The organism is Ruegeria sp. AG7 (assembly GCF_056541545.1).
Map to the genome: position 1 here is coordinate 83,291 of NZ_JBQFYP010000002.1, position 25,451 is coordinate 108,741.

At 56.7% G+C, this 25,451-nt stretch carries 22 protein-coding genes; 9 read left to right on the forward strand and 13 right to left on the reverse strand.

The features are described from left to right. The first annotated feature begins 11 nt into the window (after positions 1–11). From ACR0BF_RS03390 to ACR0BF_RS03425, 8 genes are all read left to right on the forward strand, one after another. The gene (locus ACR0BF_RS03390) at positions 12–1,055 is read left to right on the forward strand and encodes a pyridoxal-phosphate dependent enzyme (protein WP_480624272.1); all 1,044 of its coding nucleotides are present in this window, start codon (positions 12–14) and stop codon (positions 1,053–1,055) included. Beyond that, entirely contained in the window at positions 1,052–2,197 is a 1,146-nt protein-coding gene (locus tag ACR0BF_RS03395) for a M24 family metallopeptidase (protein ID WP_480624273.1), read from the forward strand. The genes ACR0BF_RS03390 and ACR0BF_RS03395 overlap by 4 nt, the downstream gene beginning before the upstream one ends. Beyond that, positions 2,194–2,904 (forward strand): maleate cis-trans isomerase family protein, encoded by a 711-nt coding sequence (locus tag ACR0BF_RS03400; protein ID WP_480624274.1) that lies wholly within the window; start codon positions 2,194–2,196, stop codon positions 2,902–2,904. The genes ACR0BF_RS03395 and ACR0BF_RS03400 overlap by 4 nt, the downstream gene beginning before the upstream one ends. Before the next feature lie 136 nt (positions 2,905–3,040). Beyond that, a complete protein-coding gene (locus tag ACR0BF_RS03405) occupies positions 3,041–4,141 on the forward strand; it encodes an ABC transporter ATP-binding protein (protein ID WP_480476308.1) in 1,101 nt (366 codons plus the stop codon). A gap of 103 nt (positions 4,142–4,244) precedes the next feature. Next, a complete protein-coding gene (locus ACR0BF_RS03410) occupies positions 4,245–5,336 on the forward strand; it encodes an extracellular solute-binding protein (RefSeq protein ID WP_480476310.1) in 1,092 nt (363 codons plus the stop codon). A 70-nt stretch (positions 5,337–5,406) separates the two neighbouring features. Then, on the forward strand, positions 5,407–6,681 hold the full coding sequence (locus ACR0BF_RS03415; protein WP_480624275.1) for an ABC transporter permease: 1,275 nt from the start codon (positions 5,407–5,409) through the stop codon (positions 6,679–6,681). A 5-nt stretch (positions 6,682–6,686) separates the two neighbouring features. Continuing rightward, complete coding sequence (locus ACR0BF_RS03420; protein WP_480476314.1) at positions 6,687–7,898, forward strand: ABC transporter permease; 1,212 nt, start codon at positions 6,687–6,689, stop codon at positions 7,896–7,898. Positions 7,899–8,060: 162 nt separating this feature from the next. Further along, positions 8,061–9,281 (forward strand): aminopeptidase P family protein, encoded by a 1,221-nt coding sequence (locus ACR0BF_RS03425; protein ID WP_480624276.1) that lies wholly within the window; start codon positions 8,061–8,063, stop codon positions 9,279–9,281. A 30-nt stretch (positions 9,282–9,311) separates the two neighbouring features. Here ACR0BF_RS03425 and speB read toward each other — a convergent pair whose 3' ends face one another. The 12 genes from speB to ACR0BF_RS03485 all read right to left on the reverse strand — a co-directional run bounded on the left by speB (position 9,312) and on the right by ACR0BF_RS03485 (position 22,193). Further along, entirely contained in the window at positions 9,312–10,289 is a 978-nt protein-coding gene (speB, locus tag ACR0BF_RS03430) for an agmatinase (RefSeq protein ID WP_480624277.1), read from the reverse strand. Positions 10,290–10,579: 290 nt separating this feature from the next. Next, positions 10,580–11,869: a flavin-dependent oxidoreductase gene (locus ACR0BF_RS03435; RefSeq protein WP_480624278.1), complete on the reverse strand. Its 1,290-nt coding sequence runs from the start codon at positions 11,867–11,869 to the stop codon at positions 10,580–10,582. A gap of 69 nt (positions 11,870–11,938) precedes the next feature. Continuing rightward, entirely contained in the window at positions 11,939–13,468 is a 1,530-nt protein-coding gene (locus tag ACR0BF_RS03440) for an acyl-CoA dehydrogenase family protein (RefSeq protein ID WP_480624279.1), read from the reverse strand. Between the two features lie 118 nt (positions 13,469–13,586). Further along, entirely contained in the window at positions 13,587–14,462 is an 876-nt protein-coding gene (locus tag ACR0BF_RS03445; RefSeq protein WP_480624280.1) for an amidohydrolase family protein, read from the reverse strand. A 15-nt stretch (positions 14,463–14,477) separates the two neighbouring features. Then, entirely contained in the window at positions 14,478–16,295 is a 1,818-nt protein-coding gene (locus tag ACR0BF_RS03450; protein ID WP_480604055.1) for a feruloyl-CoA synthase, read from the reverse strand. Between the two features lie 2 nt (positions 16,296–16,297). Continuing rightward, entirely contained in the window at positions 16,298–16,780 is a 483-nt protein-coding gene (locus ACR0BF_RS03455; RefSeq protein ID WP_480604057.1) for a MarR family winged helix-turn-helix transcriptional regulator, read from the reverse strand. 4 nt (positions 16,781–16,784) lie between these two features. Next, positions 16,785–17,552, reverse strand: a complete 768-nt coding sequence (locus tag ACR0BF_RS03460; protein ID WP_480476330.1) for a crotonase/enoyl-CoA hydratase family protein — start codon at positions 17,550–17,552, stop codon at positions 16,785–16,787. A 10-nt stretch (positions 17,553–17,562) separates the two neighbouring features. Next, the gene (locus tag ACR0BF_RS03465) at positions 17,563–18,327 is read right to left on the reverse strand and encodes an SDR family NAD(P)-dependent oxidoreductase (protein ID WP_480476332.1); all 765 of its coding nucleotides are present in this window, start codon (positions 18,325–18,327) and stop codon (positions 17,563–17,565) included. 91 nt (positions 18,328–18,418) lie between these two features. Next, positions 18,419–19,732, reverse strand: coding sequence for a TRAP transporter large permease (locus ACR0BF_RS03470; RefSeq protein WP_480604059.1), 1,314 nt, complete (start codon positions 19,730–19,732; stop codon positions 18,419–18,421). Continuing rightward, positions 19,729–20,313 (reverse strand): TRAP transporter small permease, encoded by a 585-nt coding sequence (locus ACR0BF_RS03475; protein WP_480516479.1) that lies wholly within the window; start codon positions 20,311–20,313, stop codon positions 19,729–19,731. Before ACR0BF_RS03475 ends, ACR0BF_RS03470 begins: the two co-directional genes overlap by 4 nt. 58 nt (positions 20,314–20,371) lie before the next feature. After that, entirely contained in the window at positions 20,372–21,412 is a 1,041-nt protein-coding gene (locus tag ACR0BF_RS03480; RefSeq protein ID WP_480516481.1) for a TRAP transporter substrate-binding protein, read from the reverse strand. A 337-nt stretch (positions 21,413–21,749) separates the two neighbouring features. Continuing rightward, positions 21,750–22,193, reverse strand: coding sequence for a MarR family winged helix-turn-helix transcriptional regulator (locus ACR0BF_RS03485; protein ID WP_480516483.1), 444 nt, complete (start codon positions 22,191–22,193; stop codon positions 21,750–21,752). A gap of 135 nt (positions 22,194–22,328) precedes the next feature. Here ACR0BF_RS03485 and ACR0BF_RS03490 point away from each other — a divergent pair, with 135 nt between their 5' ends. Further along, positions 22,329–24,257 carry an FAD-dependent monooxygenase gene (locus ACR0BF_RS03490; protein WP_480624281.1) on the forward strand — a complete coding sequence of 643 codons (1,929 nt, stop codon included), beginning with the start codon at positions 22,329–22,331 and terminating at the stop codon, positions 24,255–24,257. Between the two features lie 164 nt (positions 24,258–24,421). Here ACR0BF_RS03490 and ACR0BF_RS03495 read toward each other — a convergent pair whose 3' ends face one another. Beyond that, positions 24,422–25,432: an Ldh family oxidoreductase gene (locus ACR0BF_RS03495; RefSeq protein WP_480624282.1), complete on the reverse strand. Its 1,011-nt coding sequence runs from the start codon at positions 25,430–25,432 to the stop codon at positions 24,422–24,424. Between the last annotated feature and the right edge of the window lie 19 nt (positions 25,433–25,451).

The window sequence follows — 25,451 nt, forward strand, 5'->3', positions numbered from 1 at the left end:
GCGAGGGGCGTATGCAGATCATCACCAATCCACATCGGGGGGGCCAAAAGCTTGCACCGTCTGCGCCGTATCCTTCTACAAATGCTGCCCGTGTTGAAGATTTGCTTTCTCAGTGCCCTGTCGCGAAAGAAACGCCATTGGTGGATGTTGGGAAACTGGCCCCTGTAGCCCAGCTTTGGGTGAAGGATGAGCGGGCGCGGATGAACCTTGGTTCGTTCAAAGCTTTAGGGGCGGCCTATGTAATTGCGCGTCATGCGGCCGAGAGGACAGGTGAGCCGGGTGAACAAACTCTGGCAGGCGCAACCTATGTGACCGCCAGCGCCGGGAACCACGGCATGAGTGTTGCGGCGGGTGCCAGAATTTTCGGTGCGAAAGCTGTTGTTTACATTGCTGAAACTGTGCCCGAAACCTTTGCGGAACGTCTCAAAGGCCAAAAAGCCGAAGTTGTTCGAAGTGGTGCTGACTATGCCGCCAGCATGGAGGCCGCGAGAATGGCTGCCGACGAAAACGGTTGGATATTGCTGTCGGACAGTTCGTGGGAAGGATATTATGACCTGCCATGGACGCTTATGGAAGGCTATCTGCAAATGGCGGCAGAGGCTGTCAGGCAGTGTCCCGAGGTTCCGACGCATATTCTGTTGCAGGCAGGCGTGGGCGGGCTGGCCGGTGCCGTTGCTGCCTATGCACGAAACATCTGGGGCGACGCACCGAAGATCGTTGTGGTTGAACCCGAAGCGGCACCCGCGTTGCAGGCCAGCATAGCCGCCGGAAAATGTGTTTTCGCGGATGGCCCTGACAGCATTATGGGGCGTCTGGACTGCAAGGAACCATCGTTGATCGCGTTAAACGGATTGGCTCGCGACGCAGACCTGTTCCTGACCCTGTCAGACGACGATGTGGCGGCAAAGCTTGACGCAATGGCAAAGGCCGGGCTGGCCACCACGGCGTCCGGCGGGGCAGGCCTTGCGGCAGTGATGAACGAAACCGCGCGGAAAGCCATAGGGATCGACGAACACTCACGCGTTTTGTGCTTTCTGTCGGAGATCGCGGAATGAGGGGGTTCGATCAGGCAGAATTCGAGGCGCGTACCAAACGCGCGCAGGAGTTGATGCGAGTCGCGGATTTATCGGCGCTGCTGCTGACGACAGAAACTGATGTGCGCTACTTTACCGGCTATCTCACCCGATTTTGGGAAAGCCCAACCCGGCCATGGTTTCTGGTCGTGCCTGCCGCGGGCAAACCGGTGGCCGTGATCCCTTCGATCGGGGCCGCGCTCATGGGGCAGACCTGGATCGATGACATCCGAACCTGGAGTGCGCCCGACTTGCAGGACGACGGTATCTCGCTTCTGGCCGACGTCCTGGCCGAACTGACGCCCGTTTCGGGCAATATCGGGGTGCCGGATGGTCATGAGACACATGTGCGGATGCCCATGGCGGACATTGAACGCTTGCGCGGCGCTCTCGGTTCGCGTCGCATTACCGGTGATCAGGGTATCCTGCGCCGGTTGCGCATGATCAAATCCGAGGCTGAAATTGCGAAGATCCAAACAGCCTGCGATATCGCTGGACGCGCGTTCGCCCGCGTTCCCGAGGTTGCCCGCGCAGGAGTGCCTCTGGACACGGTTTTTCGCCGGTTCCAGATGCTCTGCCTTGAGGAAGGGGCCGATTGGGTGCCGTATCTTGCAGGCGGGGCAGAGCAGGGCGGCTACAGTGATGTAATATCACCTGCAACTTCGGCGCCGTTGGAACCTGGCGACGTGCTTATGCTGGATACAGGTCTGGTTTGGGATGGCTACTTCTGTGATTTTGATCGCAATTGGTCCGTCGGCCCAGCCCGGCCCGAGGTGAGATCAGCGCACGCCAGACTGGTAGAAGCCTCGGATGCCGCGCTCGAGATCGCACGGCCCGGTGCAACAGCCTCAGATTTGTTCCATGCTATGAACAAGGTGCTTACCAAAGATGCTGAAGGCACAGATGCAGGGCGGCTGGGTCATGGGTTGGGGATGTCACTGACAGAATGGCCGTCCCTTATCCCGGCAGACCAGACCGTGCTGGAACCCGGCATGGTTTTGACGTTGGAGCCGGGCATCGCCGTTGGTACAAAAATACTTGTCCATGAAGAAAACATTGTCATCACCGAAGGCACCCCACGTTTTCTAAGCCCACGCATCGGGCCAGAGGTGATCGAGATATGACCCGGATCCATTACGCCCTTGATGAAGACGATCCCAAGTCCACCCCGCTTGGTCTGATCGTGTTGCAGACCGATGAAACGTTGGAGCCTGAGTTCAGCTCGTATTTTTCGGACCGCAAGTATCCAATCTATGTGACACGTATTCCCAGCGGGATCGAGGTGACGACGGAAAGCCTTGCGGAAATGGAGAAGGCGCTGCCAGCCGCCGCCGCATTGCTGCCCAGCGCGCGACCTTATCGCGTTGTCGGGTACGGGTGCACGTCTGCAAGCTCGGTTATCGGGTCCGACCGTGTAGCGGAACTTGTTAAACAGACATGCCAGACCGCCGAAGTTACAAACCCTTTGCGTGCAGCTACGGCCTGTGCGCGACACCTGGGAGTTTCGAAATTCGCGCTGCTGTCGCCCTATATTGAAGAGGTAAACCTTCCCCTGCGCCGGGCCTTTGCCCAAGGCGGAGTGGAGATGGATGTTTTGGGGACATTCGGGGAATCAGAAGAGGCCAAAGTTGTTCGGATTTCGGTGCAATCCGTTATCGACGCTGCCACAAAACTGGGCTCGGACCCGTCGGTTGATGCGGTTTTTCTGAGTTGTACAAACCTTCGCACACAACAGGCTATTCCCGAGATACGCGCTCGTATCGGCAAGCCGGTTCTGTCCAGTAATCAAAGTCTTGCGTGGCATATGCGGGTTCTGAACGAAGCCGGGTGAGCTGTTAAATCCCGATATTGTGTAACAAAACCGGGATTCACTGTTGCAATGTGAACATCGCTTGGTCTTAACTAACGGCTACAGATCAATGAAATCCGCAGAAGACGGATAATCATTTGACGTAACAGGGGGTCTTGTGGCCGATACAATGAACGACGCCGCGTTTGTCGAATTCCAACGCGTACAGAAGTCTTATGACGGCGAGAACCTCGTCGTAAAAGACCTAAACCTTGCAATGCCCAAAGGTGAGTTTCTGACAATGCTTGGGCCGTCAGGCTCGGGCAAGACGACTTGCCTAATGATGCTCGCCGGATTTGAAACCGCCACGCACGGTGAAATCCTCCTGGGCGGCAAGCCCATCAACAATATCCCGCCGCACAAGCGCGGTATTGGCATGGTTTTTCAGAATTACGCTTTGTTCCCGCATATGACGGTGGCCGAGAACCTGTCGTTTCCGCTGGAAGTCCGTAAGCTGGGCAAGTCGGAGCGGGATGAAAAGGTCAAGCGCGCGCTGGATATGGTTCAGATGGGCGCCTTTGGTGGCCGACGTCCTGCTCAGCTGTCGGGCGGGCAACAACAGCGGATTGCTCTGGCCCGTGCCCTGGTATTCGAGCCCGAACTGGTCTTGATGGACGAGCCTTTGGGGGCATTGGACAAGCAGCTTCGTGAACATATGCAGTTCGAAATCACACGTCTGGCCCATGAGCTTGGGATCACAACTGTCTACGTGACCCACGACCAGACCGAAGCGCTGACCATGTCAGATCGGGTGGCCGTCTTCGACGATGGCCGCATTCAACAGCTTGCGCCACCTGATCAGCTTTACGAAGAGCCGGAAAACAGTTTCGTCGCGCAATTCATCGGTGAAAACAACACGTTGGAAGGTGTTATTAAATCGATTGATGGCGACACTTGCGTCGTACGCCTGGATGATGGCTCGGAAATCGACGCGGTTCCGATCAACGTCCACAACGCAGGCGACCGGACCAAAGTTTCGATCCGCCCTGAACGTGTGGAATTCAACAAAGACCGCCTGCACGCCGACGCCCATACTTTGAAAGCAAGGGTCGAAGAATTCATTTACATGGGCGACGTATTTCGGTTCCGCATGTCCGTTGCCGGAAACAACGAATTCATCGCCAAAACTCGAAATGCGCCTGATGCCGTACGCCTGACCCCGGGTCAGGAGATCGAGATCGGCTGGCTGGCACAGGATTGTCGTGCGCTCGACGCATAGACCAAACCGCGCGGGACAAGCGCGGTTAAGCTGAGGGACCGGCCGGTGAAAACCCGTGCATCGGCTGACCACCACATAAAACGGGATGAACTGGGAGTAACACATGAAACCAACCAAGATCATGCTCACTGCGGCTGCAATTGCGACGGCTGCGGGCACTGTTTCAGCCGAGGAGATGACCATCGTTTCCTGGGGCGGTGCCTATTCAAAGTCGCAGTTGAAGGCGTATCACGAGCCCTATTCGGAAAAGACCGGCATCACGATTCTGAACGATGACAGCTCGAACGAGGCCGTCGCCAAACTGCGCGCGATGAATGAAGCGGGCAACATCACATGGGATGTAGTGGATGTTGTGGCCGCTGACGCAATCCGGCTTTGCGACGAAGGTCTGGCGCTTGAAATCGATTTTGACAGCCAATTGGCTCCGGCTCCGGATGGCACGCCGGCTTCTGAAGATTTCGGGGAACTGTTAGTCAGCGACTGCTTTATTCCGCAGATCGTCTATTCGACCACATTCGGCTACCGCACCGATCTGGTAGGTGACACCCCACCAACCGACATCTGTGCAGTGTTCGACCTGGAGGCATATCCGGGCAAGCGTTCGCTGGAAAAACGCCCCATCAACAATATGGAATGGGCGCTGCTGTGTGACGGCGTCGCGAAGGATGATGTCTATGACGTTCTGGCGACTTCGGAAGGTCAGGATCAGGCTTTGGCCAAGCTGGACACCATCAAAGACAGCGTTGTCTGGTGGTCCGCCGGTGCGGACACGCCTCAGTTGCTGGCTGACGGCGAAGTTGTCATGGGTTCGACCTATAACGGTCGTCTGTTCAGTGTGATCGAAGAGCAGAAACAGCCGGTTGCAATGCTGTGGGACGCGCAGGTGTTCGATCTGGACGGTTGGATCATCCCTGCCGGACTGAGCGATGAGCGCAAGCAGCGCGCTTTGGACTATATCATGTTCGCAACCGACACTCAGCGTCTGGCGGATCAGGCCAAGTACATCTCGTACGGTCCGGCCCGCGCTTCGTCAGCTCCACTTGTGGGTCAGCACGCCGATCTGGGTATCGATATGGCACCGCATATGCCGACCGATCCGGAAAACGCCAAGAACACGTTCCTGTATAACTACGAATTCTGGGCGGATTACCGCGACGATATCGACGCCAAGTTCCAGGCATGGCTGGCGCAGTAAGCGATTGATTTCATGACACAGTCGGGGGCGGTGCGCCGCCCCTGAACCAAGACATACCCGAGGGGCTCGAATGACTGACGCAAGCCAAAACGCCGGACCCATGCTGGCAGCGGACGGAACGCCGCTCAAACTATCGCTGGCACGCTCGCTGCGGCGGCAAAAGCTGCGCGCCCTTCTTCTGATCGCCCCTTTGCTTTTGTTCGTGCTGTTTTCCTTTATTGTGCCGATCGCGGCGATGCTTTTCCGATCGGTCGAGAACAGCATCGTTTCGGAAACACTGCCTCTAACTGTCGAGGCGCTTCAAAATTGGGACGAGCAGTCTGGCGAATTGCCGGGCGAAGATGTGTATAACGCATTTGTCCGGGATATGATTGTTGCGATTGACAACAAAGAGCACACACGGCTTGGTTCGCGTTTGAACTACGAAGAAACCGGTATGTCTTCGATGTTCCGCAAGTCAGGTCGTCAGATCAAGAAACTGGATCCTGAAACGGATGGTCCGTTCAAGGAGCAACTAATTGATATTCACGACGGATGGGGCGATCCACAAACGTGGCGCGTGATCAAAACCCATTCGCCGAAGATCACCAACGGGTATTTTCTGAATGCAGTGGATATGCGCAGAACCCCTGACGGCGCGCAATCTCAGCCTGATGACAAGCAGATCCTGATCAAGTTGTTTGGCCGGACCCTGTTCATGTCACTGGTTATTACCGGCGCCTGTATTCTTCTGGCATATCCGGTCAGCTACCTGCTGGCCACCCTGCCGATGCGGGTGTCGAACCTGTTGATGATCCTTGTGCTCTTGCCGTTCTGGACGTCGCTGCTGGTCCGAACATCAGCCTGGAAAGTCATGCTGCAACAGCAAGGCGTAATCAACGAAACGCTGGTCTGGCTGGGGTTAGTAGCCGACGATGCACGGCTGGTGATCATCAACAACCAGATCGGTACGATCACAGCGATGACGCATATCCTGCTGCCATTCATGATCCTACCCATGTATTCAGTGATGCAGACCATTCCGGAAACTTATACACGCGCTGCGAAATCCATGGGGGCGACGAACTGGACGACCTTCTGGCGCATTTATTTCCCGCAATCCATTCCGGGCATCGGCGCTGGTTCCATCCTCGTGTTCATTCTGGCGATTGGCTACTACATCACGCCTGAAATTGTGGGTGGTACCAAAGGTGTCTTTATCTCAAACCGGATCGCCTATCACATCTCGTCTTCACTGAACTGGGGACTGGCGGCGGCGCTGGGAACGATACTGCTGGCGGTCGTTCTGCTGCTCTACTGGGTCTACGACAAGATCGTGGGCATTGATAACGTGAAGTTGGGATAATCAAGATGGCCGCACTTACTCCGATATCCCGCAAACCTCTGTCCATGGTTTTGCCCAGCGTCGCACTGGCCGGGGCATTCGCTGGTATCTTTGTCGGCGCCGGAAACGGCTCGGTTCTGCTGGGGGTCCTGGGCGGCGCCATCGTGATCGCCGGACTGGCATGGATTTACATCAACATTCTGAAGAACGAGCAGTTGGCCCGCTGGATCAATATTCTCGGCTTTGGCATCGTAGGCTTCCTGTTGTCAGGTCTTATGGGAGGCGTTCTTGGCCTGCTGGGCGGCTGGTTCTTTATTTGGTTTACCTACTGGCTGTACGAAGGGCGATACCGGCGCAAGCTGCTGCCATACCTGACCGCGCAGCAAGTTTTTTACCACTACCTGTTTCGGGTGATCTGCGGTGCGATCTTCGTCTTCCTGATTACACCGATCCTTGTGGTCTTGCCGCTGTCGTTCAACGCACAAGACTTTTTCACCTTCACGCCCGAGATGTTGCGGCTTGACCCTGAAGGGTATTCGCTGAAGCACTACCGCGATTTCTTTACCAACAATGAATGGCAACGCAGCTTCAAGAACTCGCTGATCATTGCCCCGATTGCCACAGTCATCTCGGTTTCGCTTGGTACTCTGGCGGCCATTGGCCTCAGCCAGAGCCACGTCCCCGGTCGCCGTGCTATCATGGGAATCCTCATTTCGCCGATGATCGTTCCGCTGATCATCTCGGCAACAGGCATGTTCTTCTTCTACAGCGATATCGGTCGGTTCCTTGAAGGGACGTTGGGCATGAACAAGAACTTTGTGGGCTATCTGAAAGTCATCCTGGCGCACGCCGTTCTGGGTATCCCATTCGTGATCATCACTGTGACCGCCACGCTTGTGAGCTTTGATCGCTCACTAACGCGTGCTGCTGCGAACATGGGGGCAGGGCCGGTACGTACCTTCTTCAAGATCCAGATGCCACTGATTCTGCCGGGTGTGATCTCGGGTGGTCTGTTCGCCTTCATCACCTCGTTCGACGAAGTTGTGGTGGTTCTGTTTGTGGGCTCAGCCAGTCAGAAGACTTTGCCGTGGCAGATGTTCACCGGCCTGCGGGAACAGATCAGCCCGACCATTCTGGCGGTTGCGACAATCCTTGTGGTTCTGTCGATTGCGCTGCTGACCACGGTTGAATTGCTGCGGCGTCGTTCGGAACGCCTGCGGGGGCTTTCCCCCGCTTGACGGATCGTATCGTCTGATCTAACGATTTCCCTGTTCACCCTCGCTGCGATGGCGTCGCGGCACGTAAGGGGGTGATCGGCTCTCGGACCCCGAGACCGCCTGTCCTGAACGCCGGGACATGTGGCCGGGATTTGTCGCCCGGCAAAGTTGAGAGACCAAGTGATGACCGACACAACAAAACGCCCCGAATTCTTTACCTGCCACAATGGTGACAAAGCGCCTTTGCCGTTCAGCAAGGGTGAATATGATCGCCGTCTCAGCAAGCTTCGCAGCATCATGGCCGCACGTGATATCCCTGCGGTTCTGCTGACATCGATGCAGAATATCGCCTACTACTCGGGCTTTCTGTATTGTTCCTTTGGCCGTCTGTATGGCTGCGTGGTCACTCAAGAGGCCTGCACCACCGTTTCGGCCAACATCGACGCCGGGCAACCGTGGCGTCGGTCGGTCGAAGACAACGTGATTTATACTGACTGGAAGCGCGACAATTATTGGCGTGCGGTTGCAAGCCTGATCGGCAACGCCAAGCGCATCGGCATTGAAGGCGACCACATGACGCTGGCCGCCCGCGACACTGCCCTGCGGATGCTGGGTACCCCCGAGCTGGTTGATATCGCGCCGGATACAATGACCGCGCGCATGGTCAAGTCCGCCGAAGAGATTGAATTGATCAAGGGTGGCGCACGCACCGCGGATGTTGGCGGGTCGGCGATCCATGCGGCCATCCGTGAAGGCGCGACAGAGATCGAGATTGCCATGGCGGGCCGAGACGCAATGGAAGAGGAAATCGCGCGCGCCTATCCAGATGCCGAATATCGCGACACCTGGGTGTGGTTCCAGTCCGGGCTGAACACCGATGGCGCGCATAACCCGGTTACAAAACGCGCCCTGCAAAAAGGCGATATCCTGTCGCTGAACACTTTCCCGATGATCTCAGGCTATTACACCGCGCTGGAACGTACCCTGTTTCTGGGCGAGCCGGACGCTGACAGCCTGCGCCTGTGGAAAGCCAATGTGGCGGCCCATGAACTGGGTCTGAGCCTGATCAAACCCGGTGCGACCTGTTCAGGCATCACCGCCGAGATCAACCGTTTCTTTGCCGATGAGGGGCTGCTGCAATACCGCTCGTTCGGGTATGGCCATTCTTTCGGCATCCTCAGCCATTATTACGGGCGCGAGGCCGGTCTGGAATTGCGAGAGGATATCGACACCGTGTTGGAACCTGGCATGGTCGTTTCAATCGAGCCCATGCTGTGGATCCCCGAAGGGCAACCCGGTGCAGGGGGCTACCGCGAGCATGATATTCTGGTGGTTGGCGAACATGGGGCCGAGAACATCACCGGCTTCCCATATGGGCCTGGCCACAACATCATCGGTGCCTGATACAAAGAAGGGGGAGCAAACGCTCCCCCTTCATCTCTCGCGACCGGCGCGTTCGTGAAAGATAAAACCCAGGAAATTCAACAATAGCTGCGCGGCCAGTATCTGCGTGCTTTCGCTGGGGTCATAGGCCGGTGCCACTTCGACAAGGTCGATGCCGACGACATTGCCGCGTTTAGCGAGGCCCTGAAGGATTTCCAGAACGTCATAATACAAAAATCCCCCATGGCTGGGTGTCCCGGTCCCCGCCGCAATAGAGGGGCAAAAGGCGTCGATATCTATTGTCACATAGTACCGAGCACCTTCGGGGATGCGTTCAAGAACAGCCTCGGTTCCCAGCTTTCTCACCTGACGCACGGAAAGGATGTCTGATCCACATGCGCGCGCGTCCTCGTATCCTTCCTTGGCGGTTGACGAGACGTTTCGAATGCCCAACTGGGTCATCCCTGAGACATAGTCTTTTTCGATCGCCCGTCGCATGGGGTTGCCGTGGCCATTGGTGACACCGTGACGCTCGTCCACGAAATCCAGATGCGCATCGATTTGAACCACGTGGATCGGGCCATTTTGCGCACAATCATCTTCAAACGCGGAAATGCAGGGAATGTTGATAGAGTGATCGCCGCCGATCACAAGCGGCAGCGCCCCTGCGGTCAGGATTTTGCGAACACCATAGGCGATGTTTTCGTGGCTGGCCTCGGTCTTTGTGTGGACGATATCCGCATCCCCCAAATCCACAATACGTACTGAACTGTCCAGATAGGTTGCGTCGTCTTCGTGGTCATAGGCACCGGCATGTCCAAAACTGAACAGGGTCGAAGCTTCACGCACGGCCCGAGGGCCGAACCTTGCCCCGGCGCGCCATTGCGTGCCGAAATCAAATGGCGCACCAAGGATGCAAACATCCGCATCAATATTGTCCCAATCCTCGACATACGGAGATTTTCCAAAGGTTGATATTCCGACGAATGGTAGGTTCAGTCGACCTGACGCATATCCATGATCCTGCATATTCAGTCCTTTCAATGGCCCTGTCGCCTTGCGTGCAATTGAACATGAGAAGGCGGTGCAATGAAATCAATTTCCTTCTATCAAAACGTGTCTGGCGTTCAGACAGGTCTGATCCGGTGCGTTCTTTCCGATTAGCTGTTGGTCGTTTCGCCACAAACGAAATTTCGGTGGGACACGCTGGTATGCCGCGAAATCACTCACGGCAGCGCATGATTTTGCGGGCGATACACAGGACCGGTTAAACGCTGTTGAAATGGGCGCAGGTGCTCAATCCACCGATAGCTTTTCCATCACGCCTGCCAAGCCAGCTGCGAGCCGGGCGCAATCGTTGGCTGTGCGCTGTTCAGGGCGTCGCGCGCAAAACCTGCGGCAGCTTTGTATTTGGCCATGAAACTGGCCCTTTCAGCCAAGGGAATGACTGTTTCAATATCGTCGAACACACCGCCACACCGGTCATTGACCAAATTCAACAGGCCAAAAGGCCCGGCACCCCGATTGCGAAGGATAAGGTCTGACACCGGACCGCACAGCGTGTCATCATAGGCCGCCAGCGCGGTTGAGCCCACGCCATGCTTGAGCAAGCTGGCCCCCAATATGCGGGCGTCCATGATCGCCTGGCTGGCCCCATTCGAACCGGTAGGGTACATCGGGTGTGCGGCGTCTCCGATCAGGGCAACCGGCCCGTCAACCCACGTTTCAACCGGATCGCGGTCGATCATCGGGTTTTCATATGTCACATCCGCACCGCGGATCAGAGTTGGAACATCCAGCCAGTCATAGGTCCATCCGTCAAAATGGTGCGCGAAATCCTTGGCCTCGACCTGCCGGAACCACCCGGTTGCCGCATGCGCGTCCGGGTCATCGTAGGTGACTTCGGCAATCCAGTTTATCAGCGCCATGCCGGTTCCGAGATCGGGGTGTGAGATCGGGTAGATCACCATTCGTTTCTTATGCGTACCCAGTCCGACAAAGGAAGAACCCGTGCGCACGGGCTTTGCCAAAGTTGTGCCGCGCCACATGACGGCGCCTCCCCAATGGATCGGAGGTTGGCTTGGATGCATCTGGTTTCGGATGGCTGAATGGATACCGTCGGCGCCGATTAGAATGGCACCGGTTTCGCGGACGTCCCCCTGGTCAGTTTGCAACCGCACTGTAACCGTCTCATCCGCATTGGTCTGGTACCCAGTGGCCCGAGCACCAAGGCGTACGGCATCCGGGCCTGCGCGTTCGACAAACCGCTGGTAAAGCGCCATGTGAAACGCGCCGCGATGCACCGCGTATTGCGGCCAGTTGTAACCAGCGAATGTTCCGCGCGGTTCCGCGTAAATCTCGTGCCCATTCAAACCAACAAGCGCCCATTCCTGCGCAGGGACGCCGAACTTATTCAGATCCTGAGCCGTGAAACCCAGATCGTACAACTCGCGCACGGCGTTGGGTTGCAGGTTTATTCCGACACCCAGCGGGCGCGGGTGCCGAACGCTTTCAAAGACAGTGCAGTCGATGCCAATCTGATGCAGTGTCAGTGCCAGCGACAACCCGGCAATACCACCACCCGCGATCAGCACTTTTGGATCTGTCATGTTACGTTCCTTTCAGTCCGATTGGTGGCGGGTATCGGTTGTCGATAATCTGCGCGCTTGGATCCAGCCTCAACCGCAAATGCGTTTGATCCGTTCCGGGGATGGATGAAGGCTTGCGGCGTTGCGCAGCCGCACCCGCAGACAAGTCAGAGCGGTATCAATCGTCGTTTGCATGAACCCATGCGCCATCGCCGCGCTGTCACCCTGTTTCAGCTTTCTGCGAGCGGATTGCCAATTGTCCAGTGCGTCCGAGATCGCATCGCATGTCCAATGCTCGGCTTCATGCGCAACAAATTCGGCAAAGGCGTCGCCCGCAGGCTCTGCGGCAAGACGTGTTGCCAGCATACGCGCATGTATGCCGTTGGCCCCTTCATAGATCGAGGTAATTCGGGCATCGCGATAGGTCTGCTCCAGCCGGTATTCGCGCAAATAGCCATAGCCGCCCAGTACCTGCATACCCAATTCGGCGGCCTTGATACCGGCTTCGGTGCAATAGACCTTAGCAACCGGGGTCAGAAAGTCGACCAGGTCAGGCGATGTACCCCGTTCCATGGTGACAAATGCAAGATGTGCAAGACTGCGGCTGCTGATTGCCAGCCAGTCGATTTGATCCAGCATACGGCGGATATCGGCATGTTGATCCAGTGTTGCCGGTCGACCGTCGGCATTGCGTCCCTGCACCCTTTCACTGGCATAAGTACTGGCAATGTCATAGGCCCGCGCGGTGTGCGCGACGCCCTGTAGGGCGACATCAAGCCGGGCGTGGTTCATCATGGTGAACATGGCCATCAGACCTTCACCCTCGGCCCCGATCAGTTCAGCTTTGGCCCCATCAAATGCCAGCTGGCACGTGGGTGAGGCATGCAGGCCCATCTTTTCCTCGATGCGCGTTACGGTAACGTGGTTACGGCTGCCGTCAGTGCAGGTGCTGGGGCATAGAAACAGCGATAAACCTCTGACGCCTTCATCGGACGTGCGTGCAAGCACAAGATGCAGGATGTGATCGCTCATGTCCTGGTCACCGCCAGAGATAAAGATTTTTTCTCCCGTGATCTTCCAGCCATCTTCAGCAGGTTCCGCCCGGCAGCGCACGCGAGAAAGGTCAGACCCGGCCCCGGGTTCGGTCAGGCACATGGTGGCCAGAGTTTCACCCGAGGCCAGAGAGGGAATGTACCGGGACTGCTGATCTTTCGTGCCAAAGCGCAACAAGGTACGCACCGCGCCAGGAACCAACCCAGTAACCATCTGAAGGCTGTGGTTTGCGCCCGAAAACACCTCGGACGTTATGGCCAGTATCAGGGCACCAAGCCCTTGACCGCCATATTCTCCAGGCACGGTGAGCGAGGGCCAGCCCTGTTCCGAATACGTTGCATAAACTTGGGCAAAGCCGGCAGGCATGGATACGCGACCGTTTTCCAGCGAGCATCCCTGCCTGTCTCCCGGCTCGTCCAGCGGGGCAATTTCACCTTGTGCGAAGGCGGCAAAATGTTCGCCGATCTCACCAGCTAGGTCAGCGTCCCAATCTGGAAGATCGGTGGCCCGGACTACGTGGTTCAACGTGAATAAGATGTCCGCAAGTGGGGCTTCGAATGGCTTCATGATCATGTCACCCGATAGCTGGTGACTTCGACGACCACGACGCGGCCCGGTTCTGGCGGTTCGGCACAGTCGAAGTTCAAAGTGACTGGGTAGGGCAGTGATGGGGCAGGGGGCAGCATCACGGGGTCAGTCCCAGCAGGCGCGCGGCATTGCCTTTGATGATGTCCGGGCGCAGTTCGTCCTTGATATTGATCTTCTCGAAATCCGACAGCCAGCGTTCTGGAGTGATCATTGGCCAGTCGGACCCAAACAGGACCTTTTTCTTGAGGATCGAGTTGCAGTATTTCACTAGAATCTCGGGGAAGTACTTTGGTGACCAACCGGACAGGTCGATATAGACGTTGGGCTTGTGCTGCGCCACGGACAGCGCCTCTTCCTGCCAGGGAAATGACGGATGCGCGAGGATGATCTTCATATCCGGAAAATCGACGGCGACGTCATCCATGAACATCGGGTTCGAGTATTTAAGCCGCATTCCGTTACCACCCCGCATGCCCGAACCGACACCGGTCTGACCAGTGTGAAACAGGGCGATGCAGCCTTCCTCGGCGATTGCTTCGTAAAGGTCATAAGCCATGCGGTCATTGGGGTAGAACCCCTGCATCGTCGGATGAAACTTGAACCCTTTGATACCAAATTCGCGGATCAGGCGGAGCGCCTCGCGTGCGCCCATCTTGCCCTTGTGCGGATCAATTGACGCAAACGGGATCAGCACGTCGTCATTTTCCGCCGCCAATGCGGCAACTTCTTCGTTCTTGTAGCGCCGATAGCCGGTTTCCCGCTCGGCATCGACCGGGAAGATCACCGCGGCTATGTTTTGCTCGCGATAGTGCTGTGCAGTTTCGGGAACCGTAGGCGGATGGCTCCACGGCGCGCCAAAGTAGTTGGCCATGGTTGCCTGCAGGTAGTCATAGCCGTCATCCGAGTGGCACCCGCAGGGTTCTTCAGCGTGGGTGTGAATGTCGATTGCGCGAACCTTGGAGATATCGACCATCTGTTCGTTCCTTTCTCAGATCTTTATGATTGCCGGATCGGCGTCGTCATAAAGACGCTCAAGTAAATTTTGCCGGCGTGTCAGTATCTTGCGGAAATTGAGGTTCCCCTTGGCGGTCATTTCGCCCTCGGGCATCGAGGCAGGCTCGCTAAGGACAATGGCGCGCCCGACCCGTGTGGAACTGCCCGATAGCTCGCGGGCGCGCTCTGCCAGGCGGCGGTGAATTTCGCCTTGCAGCAATTTGCAGCAGTAGGCGCCACTGTCGTCGTTCAGGTCAAATCCTTCCCGCTTCAGCTCGGCGACATCGGGAAAGACCATGACGCCGATCTCATTTCTGTCGGCACCTGTAATGACCAGATCTGAGGCAAGAGGCGCAAGACAGGTCAACAAGTCCATCCTCAATTGCGCGGCCCGCACCCATGTTCCGGTCAACAATTTGAAGTCCTCGGATATCCGGCCGTCGAATTTCATACCTTTGTTTACGTCCTTCGGGTCGATGAACCGCATGGCGTCGCCGGTAATGAAAAACCCTTCTTCATCGAAAACGCTGACTGTCTTCTCCGGTTCGTTGAAGTACCCGGGCATCACGTTTGGCCCTTTGATGCGCATTTCGCATCGCATGTCTTCATCCGGTATCAGCTTGAGTGTCACGCCGTTCATCGGAACGCCAACAACCCCGGAACGGTCAATGGGCTCGGACTGCATCATTGTGGCGGGCGCTGTCTCGGTCAGCCCCCAGGACGAGGTCATCAGCGGTATCTCACCTTTGACATCCAGCGCCATCTGTTCAAATCCAGACCAGATGTCCTGTGGCAGTGAAGCGCCCGCATAAAAGATCAGATCAAGTTCTTCGAAAAACCGCCGACGCAAATCGCCATCCCGCTGCAATGCGCCCAGCAGCATGCTGTAACCTACGGGGACATTGAAGCTGAGCGTGCCGGTGACCATGGACAGGTTTTCCAGCGTCCTCTCAAACAGACCGGCTACCGGTTTGCCGTCGTCGATGTAGAAGCTTCCGCCGTTGGCGAGCATCATGTTGAAGTTATGAGATCCGCCAAAGACGTGGTTCCATGGCAGCCAATCGACCACACGGGGCGGACGCGTGCGCAGAAATGGCAACCCGTCGGCCAGCATGGTCTGGTTCACGCACATCATGCGTTGGGTCGTGATGACCCCCTTCGGGGCCGAGGTTGAACCGCTGGTCATTAGGATCTTGGCGACGGAATCGGGGCCAACCAGTTCATAGGCTGCCTCCAGATCGACACTGACATCCCCTTTGAGAAGTTCGTCGAACGCTGTGACCTGACTGTTCCTGCCTTGTCGGCTGGCTACGATTTCGACCCCTTGAAGCGCATCCAGTTCCAGCGCCTCTCGGTATTGATCCGCATCGACGACATAGGCCATCTTCGGGCGCACCAGTTCGATGGCATGGCGCAGGCGGCCATGTGCACCGTGGATCAAGGCGTATTGTTCGGCTACGGGCGCAGTCGGTACGCCAATGTACTGAGCAGCCAGGCTCAGCAGACCATGATCCAAGCCGTTGCCGCTCATGATCAGGATCGGTGTGTCAGGCCCCATCCCACGCGCCAATAGCGAGCTTGCGATTGCCCGCACCTTTTCAAGCGTGGTCGCATAGCTTTCCTTGCGCCATCCTGCGCCGCTGCGTTCAGCAATGAACGTGCGGTCAGGCGCGTCCGAGGCCCAGGCGTGCAGCCAGACACCGGTTTTGTCGACGACAGGACCAAGAGTGTGGTTTGATTTCAGCAGGATGGAACCGTCGGCCCGATCTTCGCGCGAAACAGAATGCACCAGGTATTCCGATGTGCGTTGCATGATCAGCCCCTTTTCCTCGCTTTTTCGATCGTCCTGAGGGCATCGAAAACGGTGGTGATGGTTGCGTCATCCAAACAGGCCAGCAGCTTGCCTTCGTGGGCGGTAACCGCGGCGACGGCCTTTTCATATAATTGCCTGCCCGCCAGTGTCGTCCTTAGCGCATAGGCGCGCCGGTCGGTCGGTACCCGGTCGCGGACGATCAGTTCCCTGCGCTCCAGCTCGTCAATGATGACGACAAGGTTCGGGCGCTCGATATCCATTGCGTCAGCCAGTTGGGACTGCCGCAAACCGGGGTTATCGACGATGAGAACCAGTGCCGTATAAGTCAGCATTCGCAGACCAAAGGGACGCAGAGTTGTTGTCAGGTCTTCCTGCACCACATTGAAGGCCCGTTTCATGCGATACCCGACAAACCCCCGCAGCGTGGCATCGCTGATCGTGTTAGGCGCGCCGTCTTCTGGCGTGTGTTCATGTTTCCTTTTCATGTGTTCACCTGAAGTTCGGGGCGCGCTTTTCAAGAAAGGCCCGCAGTCCTTCCTGCGCATCTGGTGTTGTTTGCGACAGGGCCGCGGCCAGCGATTCAGTAAACAGTCCGTCGTTCTGCGACATTTCATTGATCCGCGCGACCGCCTGAATCATCAGATAGTTTGACAGTGGCGCGTTTCGGGAAATCTTACCTGCCAGCTTTTGGGCCAGCGCCAAAGCCTCGCCTTCACCCACGCTATAATGTGCAAGCCCCAGCGATACCCCTTCATCGGCACCATATTTGCGGCCGGTCAACATCATCTCGGTCATCCGATCGGCCCCCAGCAGGCGACCGACCCGCGCGGTCGCACCGCCACCGACAAATATTCCGCGCCGGCCTTCGGGAAGCTGAAAGATCGTCGAAGGTTCAGCGATGCGAACATGTGTTGCCGCTGCAAGCTCCAGCCCGCCGCCGATCACGGCGCCAAACATGGCCGAGACAACCGCAAGCCCACCCAACTGGATCTTGTCCATGACACTGTGCCAGTGGCGGGAATGGTGCAGGTTTTCCTCGGCCGTACGATGAACATGCTCGGACAGGTCCAATCCGGAACAATAGTGCCCTTCAGTTCCGGTCAGGATCACCACGCGCACGTTCTTGGGTGGAGCTGAAAAGAAATCATCCAGCGCGCCTAACAGTTCCTCGCACATCGCGTTTCGCTTGTCAGGGCGGTTCATGGTCAGGGTCGCGATGGATCCGTTGACCTCAATGTTCAGGATTTGGCTGTCCATGGGGAACTCCTTACCGGGGCGGCAGACGAACGGCGCCATCAAGTCGAATAGTGGTGCCATTCAAAAACGGGTTTTCAACGATCTGTTCGGCGAGCATTGCGAACTCACGCGCTTCGCCAAGGCGGGCCGGGAAGGGAATGTTCGCAGTGATCTTGGCACTGACCTCTTCCGGCAAGCCTTCCATCATTGGCGTGTGGAACAGGCCAGGTGCGATGGCCATCACCCGAATCCCCGACTGCGCGAGCTCCCGTGCGGCAGGCAGGCACATCGAGGCGATTGCCCCTTTGGATGCGGCATAAGCGGCTTGACCCAATTGACCGTCCTGCCACGCAACCGACGCCGTGTTGATGATCACACCGCGTTCACCGTCAGCCAACGGGTCGAGACCGGCCATGTGTCTCGCCGCGTGGCTCATGACGTTGTAGGTGCCAAAAAGGTTCACCCGCAGAGTTTTCTCGAACACGTCGAATGACAGCTTGCCTTCGCGCCCGACGATCCTGGCCGCCATGCCGACGCCCGCACAACTGACAGCGATTCTGGGTGCCGACCCGAAATGGGCTATTGCCGTCTCAAACGCGGCACTGACGGCGGCCTCGTCACTGACATCGGCTTGCAGGGCAAGACCACCAATTTCGTCAGCAACTGCCTTCGCACCTTCAGCATTGAAATCCAAAACGGCAACCTTTGCTCCGCTGGCGGCGAAATGCCTAGCCGTTGCAGCACCCAGCCCGCTTCCGCCGCCGGTGACCAGGGCGACGCATCCACTTAACTGCATCGTACCCTCTCCATTTTAATATGTTCAATCATTGTTGTGTCTCATATCTATTTTCGGATGTGCCCGCCCCGAACCGCTGAAGGTGTTTAAGTTAGGGGATCAGGAACAGGGTAATGGCCGGAAACAGCACCAGGATAATGACCCGAATGATGTCAGAGGTGACGAACCACATCACTGCCTTGTAAGTTTGGGTCATCGGGGTTGAACGATCCATAGCGTTGATAATGAACAGGTTCATCCCGACCGGAGGGGTGATCAGCCCGACCTCGACAACGATCAGAACCAGAATACCGAACCAGATGGCCACATGTTCAGGGCTCATGCCGAAATCCATTGCGCTGATGACCGGAAAGAAGATCGGGATAGTCAGCAGGATCATTGACAGGCTGTCCATCAGACATCCAAAGATCAGGTAGAACACCAGGATCAGGCACAACACCATCCACGGGCTGAGCCCAAGTCCAACGACCCAGCCAGACAGTTCCTGCGGTACCTGAGTGAGCGCTAGGAAACTGTTATACAGCCCTGCGCCCAACACGATGAAGAAGATCATCGCCGTGCTTGAGGCCGTTGCAATGATGCTTTCGACGAAGACCTGCCAGTTCAGATTGCCCGAGATCAGAGCAATCAGCCCGGTTCCCGCCGCCCCCACGGCTGCGCCTTCGGTTGGGGTGAACCAGCCAAGATAGATGCCACCGACAACAAGGCCAAAAACCAGAAGGACAGGCCAGACATCCAGCAGTGCCCGAACGCGTTCAGGATATGGGATCGCTTCGCGGGTGCCCGCGGCGTCAGGATACATGCGCACATAGATCGAAATCGTGATGATATAGCCGAGCGCTGCCAGAATGCCGGGGACAAAGGCCGCGAGAAACAGCTTGGCGATATTCTGTTCCGTCAGGATCGCATAGATCACAAGGATCACCGAAGGCGGGATCAGAATGCCCAATGTGCCGCCAGCAGCAAGCGTTGCGGTTGAAAACCCGCCGGAATAGCCGTAGCGGCGCAGTTCGGGCAGCGCGACACGGCTCATCGTTGCGGCAGTGGCAAGGGAGGACCCGCAGATTGCGCCAAATCCGGCACAAGCGCCGACTGCCGCCATGGCGACGCCCCCTTTGCGGTGGCCCAGCCAGCTTTCAGCAGCTTTGAACAAGGCTGAAGACATGCCCGACAATGTTGCGAACTGCCCCATCAGCAGGAACATCGGAATGATCGTCAGCGAATAGCTGGAAAAGGTTGAGTAGGTTTCGGTTTTGAGCTTGGCCATGAACATGCTGGTGCCACCCATGGCAAAATACAGCCCGCCAATCCCGCACAGCAACATGGCAAGGCCAATCGGTGCGCGCAGAAAGATCATGATCAGAAGTACGGGAAAGGACACGTAGCCCAGTTCGAGCATGGTCAATGTGCGGCCTCCCCGCGGTAGGGCAGGATATGACGCCCGGTGACAAGCTCGATGACCTGCGCGACGGCGCAATAGACAGCAACAAGTGATGCGACAAGGGCGGCAACAAAGCTTAGCCCATAGGCCCACCAAACCGGAAATTGCAGCAGAAAGGTCGTTTCACCATAGTCCAGCTTGTTTTGCATGCCGACAAACAAGCGCCACGTAATCAAAAGAATGACAAGCGACAGGACGAATTCCCAGAATGTGATGATCACTTTGTTCGCCTTTGTCGGAAGCGTGTTGGTGAATACGTCGACTGTGGCGTGAGAGCCATAGAGCTGGCAGATCGGCAGGAACGAGAATATGGCGAATGCAATGCCGGCTTCGACCAGTTCAAAATCGCCATTCACCGGTCCGACGCCCGATGCAATCAGCGCATTTGCCGCTGCTTCCGACAGTGACGTCATAACGTCCGAGTGGCCCAGCGTATTCAGGCCGCGCCCCAGCACGCTGACACAGGTCAGCAGGACCAGCGCAGTCAGAACCACACCGCCGAGAACGGCCATGAAGCGCGCGATGCGCTCTACCAGTTTCCGCATGATCAACTCCAAAGGGATTGCTCTCCCGGCGTGAAATAGCGCCGGAAGAGCGACCGGATCAGTTGCCGGAGTATTGCGAAATCAGTTCGAGCGCGCGGGCGCGCAAACCGGTTCCGTCCAGACCTTTTTCATCCATCTCAGCGATCCAGGCGTCAGTGGTCGGCTGTGATGCTGCCTTCCATTCCGCGACCTGTTCCGGGCTCAGCGTGATGATGTTGTTGCCGCGTTCCATCGCCTGCTTGTGAGGCCCGTCGTCATCGGCCTGCATCTGCTTGCCTGCGAAGGCCGAGAATTCAGCACCCGAGTTGGCGTCGATGACGGCCTTCAGATCATCCGGCAGTGCATCCCAGCGGTCCTTGTTCATCGCGAAGATGAAAGTGGTGGTGTATAGCGTGTCGTCGCCAAAGGTCGTGTGGTTTCCGACCAGCTCGTTGACCTTCAGGGCGCCGGTCACTTCCCAGGGAATCACGGTGGCGTCGATCACGCCTTTGGACAGCGCTTCAGGCACCGCAGGAACAGGCATGCCAACCGGGGTTGCTCCAAGCGAGCTGAAAAGGCCGTTGGTTACGCGTGTCGGTGCGCGCAGCTTTACGCCGTTCAGATCCTCGATGCTTTCGATCGGTTCCTTTGAATGGATCAAACCGGGGCCGTGCACCCAGAGCCCGAGTACTTTGAACTGCTTGAAGTCATCGTCCATCATGGTTTCTTCGGCCAGATCCCAATAGGCGCGTGAGACGGCTTCGGCATTAGTCATGGTGAACGGCAGTTCGAACACCTCGGTTCGGGGAAAGCGGCCTGGTGTATATCCGGACACAGTCCAGACAATGTCTGCCACACCATCAATGGCTTGGTCGATCAGTTCGGGGGGTTTGCCCCCAAGCTGCATGGACGGAAACCTTTGAATTTCGATCCGGCCATCCGAATCCGCTTCGACCTTGTCGGCCCAGACATCCAGAACGTTCTTGGGTACGTTGGCTTGTGCCGGCAGGAATTGGTGCATCCGCAGTGTCACTTCGGCCGCGATGGCAGTGGTTGACATGGCACCGAAAGCAATCGCCGTCACTGCAGATTTGAGTATGGTTCTGCGCAAGTTGGTCATGGTCTCCTCCCTAGATGACCTATGAGTATCATCCCCTGTTCATGATTGCTCATATTAGTTATGTTTTATAACGAGTTATATCCACTTTTTTAGTGTTTGGTTTCAGGTCCTTTTCGGAAAACAGAATGTTCACACATGTGAACCTTTTCGTCGAAACGCTACGCATCAGACAGGTCATGCGCGGACGCAATTTATCCTCTCAGGATTACATTGCCCTCGGTTGGCTCAAAGGTAAATTGAGATTTCTTAGATTTTAGTTTCTAGTTTCGGAAACTAAAGCTCAAAAATGGTGGATTTGCTTTCCTTGTTTTAATTGAACCAGCGTCCGCTTTGTAATTCAAGGCCGTGTGTTATCGTCGGTGACAGCATCAACTGCCTTGCCTGCGAGCTTCAGGAACGTTTCGCGTTCATTCGGAGTTAGCCCTCCGAGGATCTCGTTTTGCAGGTCAATTACGACTGGCATAGCCGCCGCAAGGATGTCTTTTCCTTTTCCGGATAAGGTGACCTCTCGCGCGCGTCTGTCACGTTGACTGACCGAGCGTTTGACGTAGTTTTTCTGCTCCAGCCGGTCGATGACCCCGCCGATTGTTGCGCGGTCATAGGCGATTTTCGCCGCGACTGTGGCCTGATCAATGCCGGGTTCGGCGCGAATTGTTTCAAGTGCTGCGAACTGAACGGATGTAAGGTCAATCCCGGCCTCCTGCATCCGGACCGAGAACACGTGGGTTGAAATCTGATTGAGCCTGCGGATGAGGTGACCCGCCATTCCGTAAATACTCATTCAAAACCTCCGAAATCACTTTACGCCGTCACTTTTTCAGAACTACCGCGGCAATTAGTGAGTGTACATATCTTTGTTGACAAGAAATAGTAAGTATAGTTATTAAAATTGCATGAACCTGCGGAGGAGGGGGCAATGCAATATTACGTTGATGGATTTCGTCCGGGTGATCCGGATATCAAACCGGCTGCGTTCGGTCACCACAACCACCCTACAACCTTCCCCGAAAAGGTTGATGTTCTGATCGCGGGTTGTGGACCGGCCGGGCTTTGCCTTGCGGCGCAACTGGCCGGGTTCGCCGAAATTTCGACAATGATCGTGGATCAAAAGCCGGGTCCGATGGAGAAAGGCCAGGCGGACGGTGTCAACGTCCGTTCGATGGAGATGTTTCAGGCGTTTGGTTTCGCTGAGAAAGTGAAGCGCGAAGCGTATTGGGTCAACCAAACGGCATTCTGGACGCCCGATCCCGCAAACCCGGACCACATCCGCCGGGCGGGCACGGTGCAGGACGTGGCCGACGATCAATCCGAGATGCCACATACCTTGATGAATCAGGCCCGGATTCATGAGCTGTTTCTGGAGGTGATGAGAAATGCTCCAACGCGGTTGCAACCCCATTACGGGCTTCGTGTCAGCGATTTGACGATTGATACCGGTTCCACGGATCACCCTGTCACGGCCGAGCTTGAACGCCTGGGCGATGATGGTGACGTGGTTAAACGGCTTACAGTACGTGCGAACTATGTCGTAGGCTGTGACGGTGCACGCAGCAATGTGCGCAGGGCTATCGGGGGTAAGCTGCAAGGCGACGCCGCACACCAGGCGTGGGGCGTTATGGACATATTGGCGAATTCCGATTTCCCCGACTTGCGGCGGAAATGCCTTGTTCAATCGGCATCGGAAGGAAACGTTCTGATCCTTCCGCGCGAGGGCGGATACCTGTTCCGAATGTATGTCGAGCTTGACAAACTGAACCCGGATGAGCGGATCGCCAACCGCAATCTGACGGCTGACCATATCATCGCTGCCGCGAACCGGATCATGCGTCCTTATTCCATCGACGTAAAAGAAGTCGTTTGGTGGTCGGTCTACGAGATTGGCCACAGGCTGACCGACAAGTTCGACGATGTTCCTAAGCATGAAGTTGCTACACGCACCCCGCGCGTTTTCACGGCGGGCGACGCCTGCCACACGCATAGCCCCAAGGCGGGTCAGGGGATGAACGTGTCGATGGGCGATACTTTTAACCTGGGCTGGAAACTGGTGCATGTGCTGACAGGAAGGTCAAAGCCTGATCTTCTTCACAGCTACTCGGCCGAGCGTTTGCAAGAGGCCAAAAGACTGGTCGAAACCGACCATAAATGGGCCCGGATCATGAGTGCGCCTCCGGGCGAGTCAGAGCTTGACGGCACCGATATGCCCCGAATTCAAAAACAGTTTATCGAAAATCTGGAGTTCACCGGCGGGCTTTCGGTTCACTATGGGCCTTCGGACTTGGTCGCCGAACCGGTTCACCAGCATCTGGCGCGTGGGCTGGTTATAGGCAAGCGATTTCATTCAGCACCAGTTGTCCGGCTTGCAGATGCCATGCCCATGCAACTGGGGCATGTGGCCGAAGCGGATGCGCGCTGGAGGCTCTATGCCTTCGCAGGACAGGGAGACGCAGGTACGCAAGGCGGATCGATCCATCAGCTTTGCGAGGTTTTGCAAAGCGATCCGAACTCTCCTCTGCGACGGTTTGTGCGCCCTGACGAAGACATCGACGGTTTGTTAGACCTACGGGCCATCTTCCCGCAGGATTTCATATCGCTGAATTATGAGGATATGCCGTCTCTTTTGAAACCCGAGAAGGGCAGGTATGGCCTGCGCGACTTCGAGAAGGTTTTTTGCGTTGATCACAAGAGGCGTGAAGACATCTACGAAATGCGCGGAATTGACCGGAGAAAGGGTTGTATGGTCGTCGTCAGGCCGGACCAATATGTGGCGCATATCCTGCCATTAGAGTGTCACGCTGACTTGTTTGACTTCTTCTCCAGGCTATTTGTTGCGGGCGGCGGTAGATAAGTGCGACGCCTTAGACCGCAATGGACCGCCGTTACGAGGGGAGAATGGACTGTCGCATCCGTGTTTGGTTCGGCAAGATTACCGCCTGTGCAAAGCTGCATTGACGCTTGAAGCCGCCCGTGTCGTAGGATGGCCCTCTAGCCAGAAAGCTGAGCGCGGGTATTTCAGGACGCGTTTAACGCGGCCAGAACCTCGGTGCTGACCTCAACACCGTCAGCCTCGGCTGCCGCCCGTTTGGCCAGACGCCCATCACCCGGAACACGGGCGTCCCCATTACCGACAATTTCTGAGCAAATGCGCGCGATATATTGATTGAAGGCCTCGTTGCCGAACCGCGTCGGATCAATCGCAATCAGTGTTGCACCGCCTTTGATGTTAAGGGCTCCGAACGCCTCACGTTCTTGATTGTTCACGGAAAGGGTTCCACCAGCCAGGGCGGCACCCAACACTTCAACCATGAAAGCGATTGCGGCGCCCTTGTGCTCGCCAAAAGGTAACAGGCTGCGGGTTTCCAGGATAGCGTTCGGGTCCGTACTGGGTGCGCCGTCAGGGTCCAGACCGGCAGGGTGGGGCAGGTCGTGCCCCTCGGCTGCGGCCATGCGGATATCCATCAAAGCAACCATTGAAGACGCCTGATCCCAGACTATCGGCGCACCGCCCTCGCGCGGACAGGCAAAAGACATCGGGTTGGTGCCAAATACCGGGCGCACCCCGCCTTGCGGCACCACCATGGACAATGAGTTGATCACGGCGAAAGCCACCAGACCAGCTTCGGCAAGCGGTTCGGTGTCAAACCTTAACGCGCCCAGATGGTGGCAATTTGCGCAGGCGAAAGCGGCAATGCCGTTTTCCCGCGTCATTTCGATCAACATGTCGCGGGCTTCGGCTGCCGCGACCTGATAATACCCGTTATCGGCGTCACAGCGCAGAACGCCCGGGGCAGCCTTTTCGATCTTTGGCTTCGCATTGCCGTTTGCATAGCCCGAGGTGAAGCTTTGGACATAGACCGGCAGCATACGCAATCCGTGGCTGCGCGGGCCGTCCCGCTCGGACCGGGTAACAATGTCGGCCAGAATATCGCTGCCCTGTGCATTGACTCCGGCAGAAACAAGTACGGATTTCGCCAGCGCCCGAACCTCGGCAAGAGTAAGCGTTTTGGTCGATTGTTCGGTCATCTTTTCAAATCCAGTCTTT

Bases quoted from the DNA above. Each gene is read 5' to 3' on its own strand.
- ACR0BF_RS03445 (WP_480624280.1), bottom strand. From the start codon at position 14,462: ATGGTCGATATCTCCAAGGTTCGCGCAATCGACATTCACACCCACGCT.
- ACR0BF_RS03425 (WP_480624276.1), top strand. From the start codon at position 8,061: ATGACCGACACAACAAAACGCCCCGAATTCTTTACCTGCCACAATGGT.
- ACR0BF_RS03435 (WP_480624278.1), bottom strand. From the start codon at position 11,869: ATGACAGATCCAAAAGTGCTGATCGCGGGTGGTGGTATTGCCGGGTTG.
- ACR0BF_RS03415 (WP_480624275.1), top strand. From the start codon at position 5,407: ATGACTGACGCAAGCCAAAACGCCGGACCCATGCTGGCAGCGGACGGA.
- ACR0BF_RS03465 (WP_480476332.1), bottom strand. From the start codon at position 18,327: ATGCAGTTAAGTGGATGCGTCGCCCTGGTCACCGGCGGCGGAAGCGGG.
- ACR0BF_RS03450 (WP_480604055.1), bottom strand. From the start codon at position 16,295: ATGCAACGCACATCGGAATACCTGGTGCATTCTGTTTCGCGCGAAGAT.
- ACR0BF_RS03455 (WP_480604057.1), bottom strand. From the start codon at position 16,780: ATGAAAAGGAAACATGAACACACGCCAGAAGACGGCGCGCCTAACACG.
- ACR0BF_RS03475 (WP_480516479.1), bottom strand. From the start codon at position 20,313: ATGCGGAAACTGGTAGAGCGCATCGCGCGCTTCATGGCCGTTCTCGGC.
- ACR0BF_RS03395 (WP_480624273.1), top strand. From the start codon at position 1,052: ATGAGGGGGTTCGATCAGGCAGAATTCGAGGCGCGTACCAAACGCGCG.
- ACR0BF_RS03390 (WP_480624272.1), top strand. From the start codon at position 12: ATGCAGATCATCACCAATCCACATCGGGGGGGCCAAAAGCTTGCACCG.
- ACR0BF_RS03460 (WP_480476330.1), bottom strand. From the start codon at position 17,552: ATGGACAGCCAAATCCTGAACATTGAGGTCAACGGATCCATCGCGACC.
- speB (WP_480624277.1), bottom strand. From the start codon at position 10,289: ATGCAGGATCATGGATATGCGTCAGGTCGACTGAACCTACCATTCGTC.
- ACR0BF_RS03495 (WP_480624282.1), bottom strand. From the start codon at position 25,432: ATGACCGAACAATCGACCAAAACGCTTACTCTTGCCGAGGTTCGGGCG.
- ACR0BF_RS03420 (WP_480476314.1), top strand. From the start codon at position 6,687: ATGGCCGCACTTACTCCGATATCCCGCAAACCTCTGTCCATGGTTTTG.
- ACR0BF_RS03490 (WP_480624281.1), top strand. From the start codon at position 22,329: ATGCAATATTACGTTGATGGATTTCGTCCGGGTGATCCGGATATCAAA.
- ACR0BF_RS03400 (WP_480624274.1), top strand. From the start codon at position 2,194: ATGACCCGGATCCATTACGCCCTTGATGAAGACGATCCCAAGTCCACC.
- ACR0BF_RS03485 (WP_480516483.1), bottom strand. From the start codon at position 22,193: ATGAGTATTTACGGAATGGCGGGTCACCTCATCCGCAGGCTCAATCAG.
- ACR0BF_RS03480 (WP_480516481.1), bottom strand. From the start codon at position 21,412: ATGACCAACTTGCGCAGAACCATACTCAAATCTGCAGTGACGGCGATT.
- ACR0BF_RS03410 (WP_480476310.1), top strand. From the start codon at position 4,245: ATGAAACCAACCAAGATCATGCTCACTGCGGCTGCAATTGCGACGGCT.
- ACR0BF_RS03440 (WP_480624279.1), bottom strand. From the start codon at position 13,468: ATGAAGCCATTCGAAGCCCCACTTGCGGACATCTTATTCACGTTGAAC.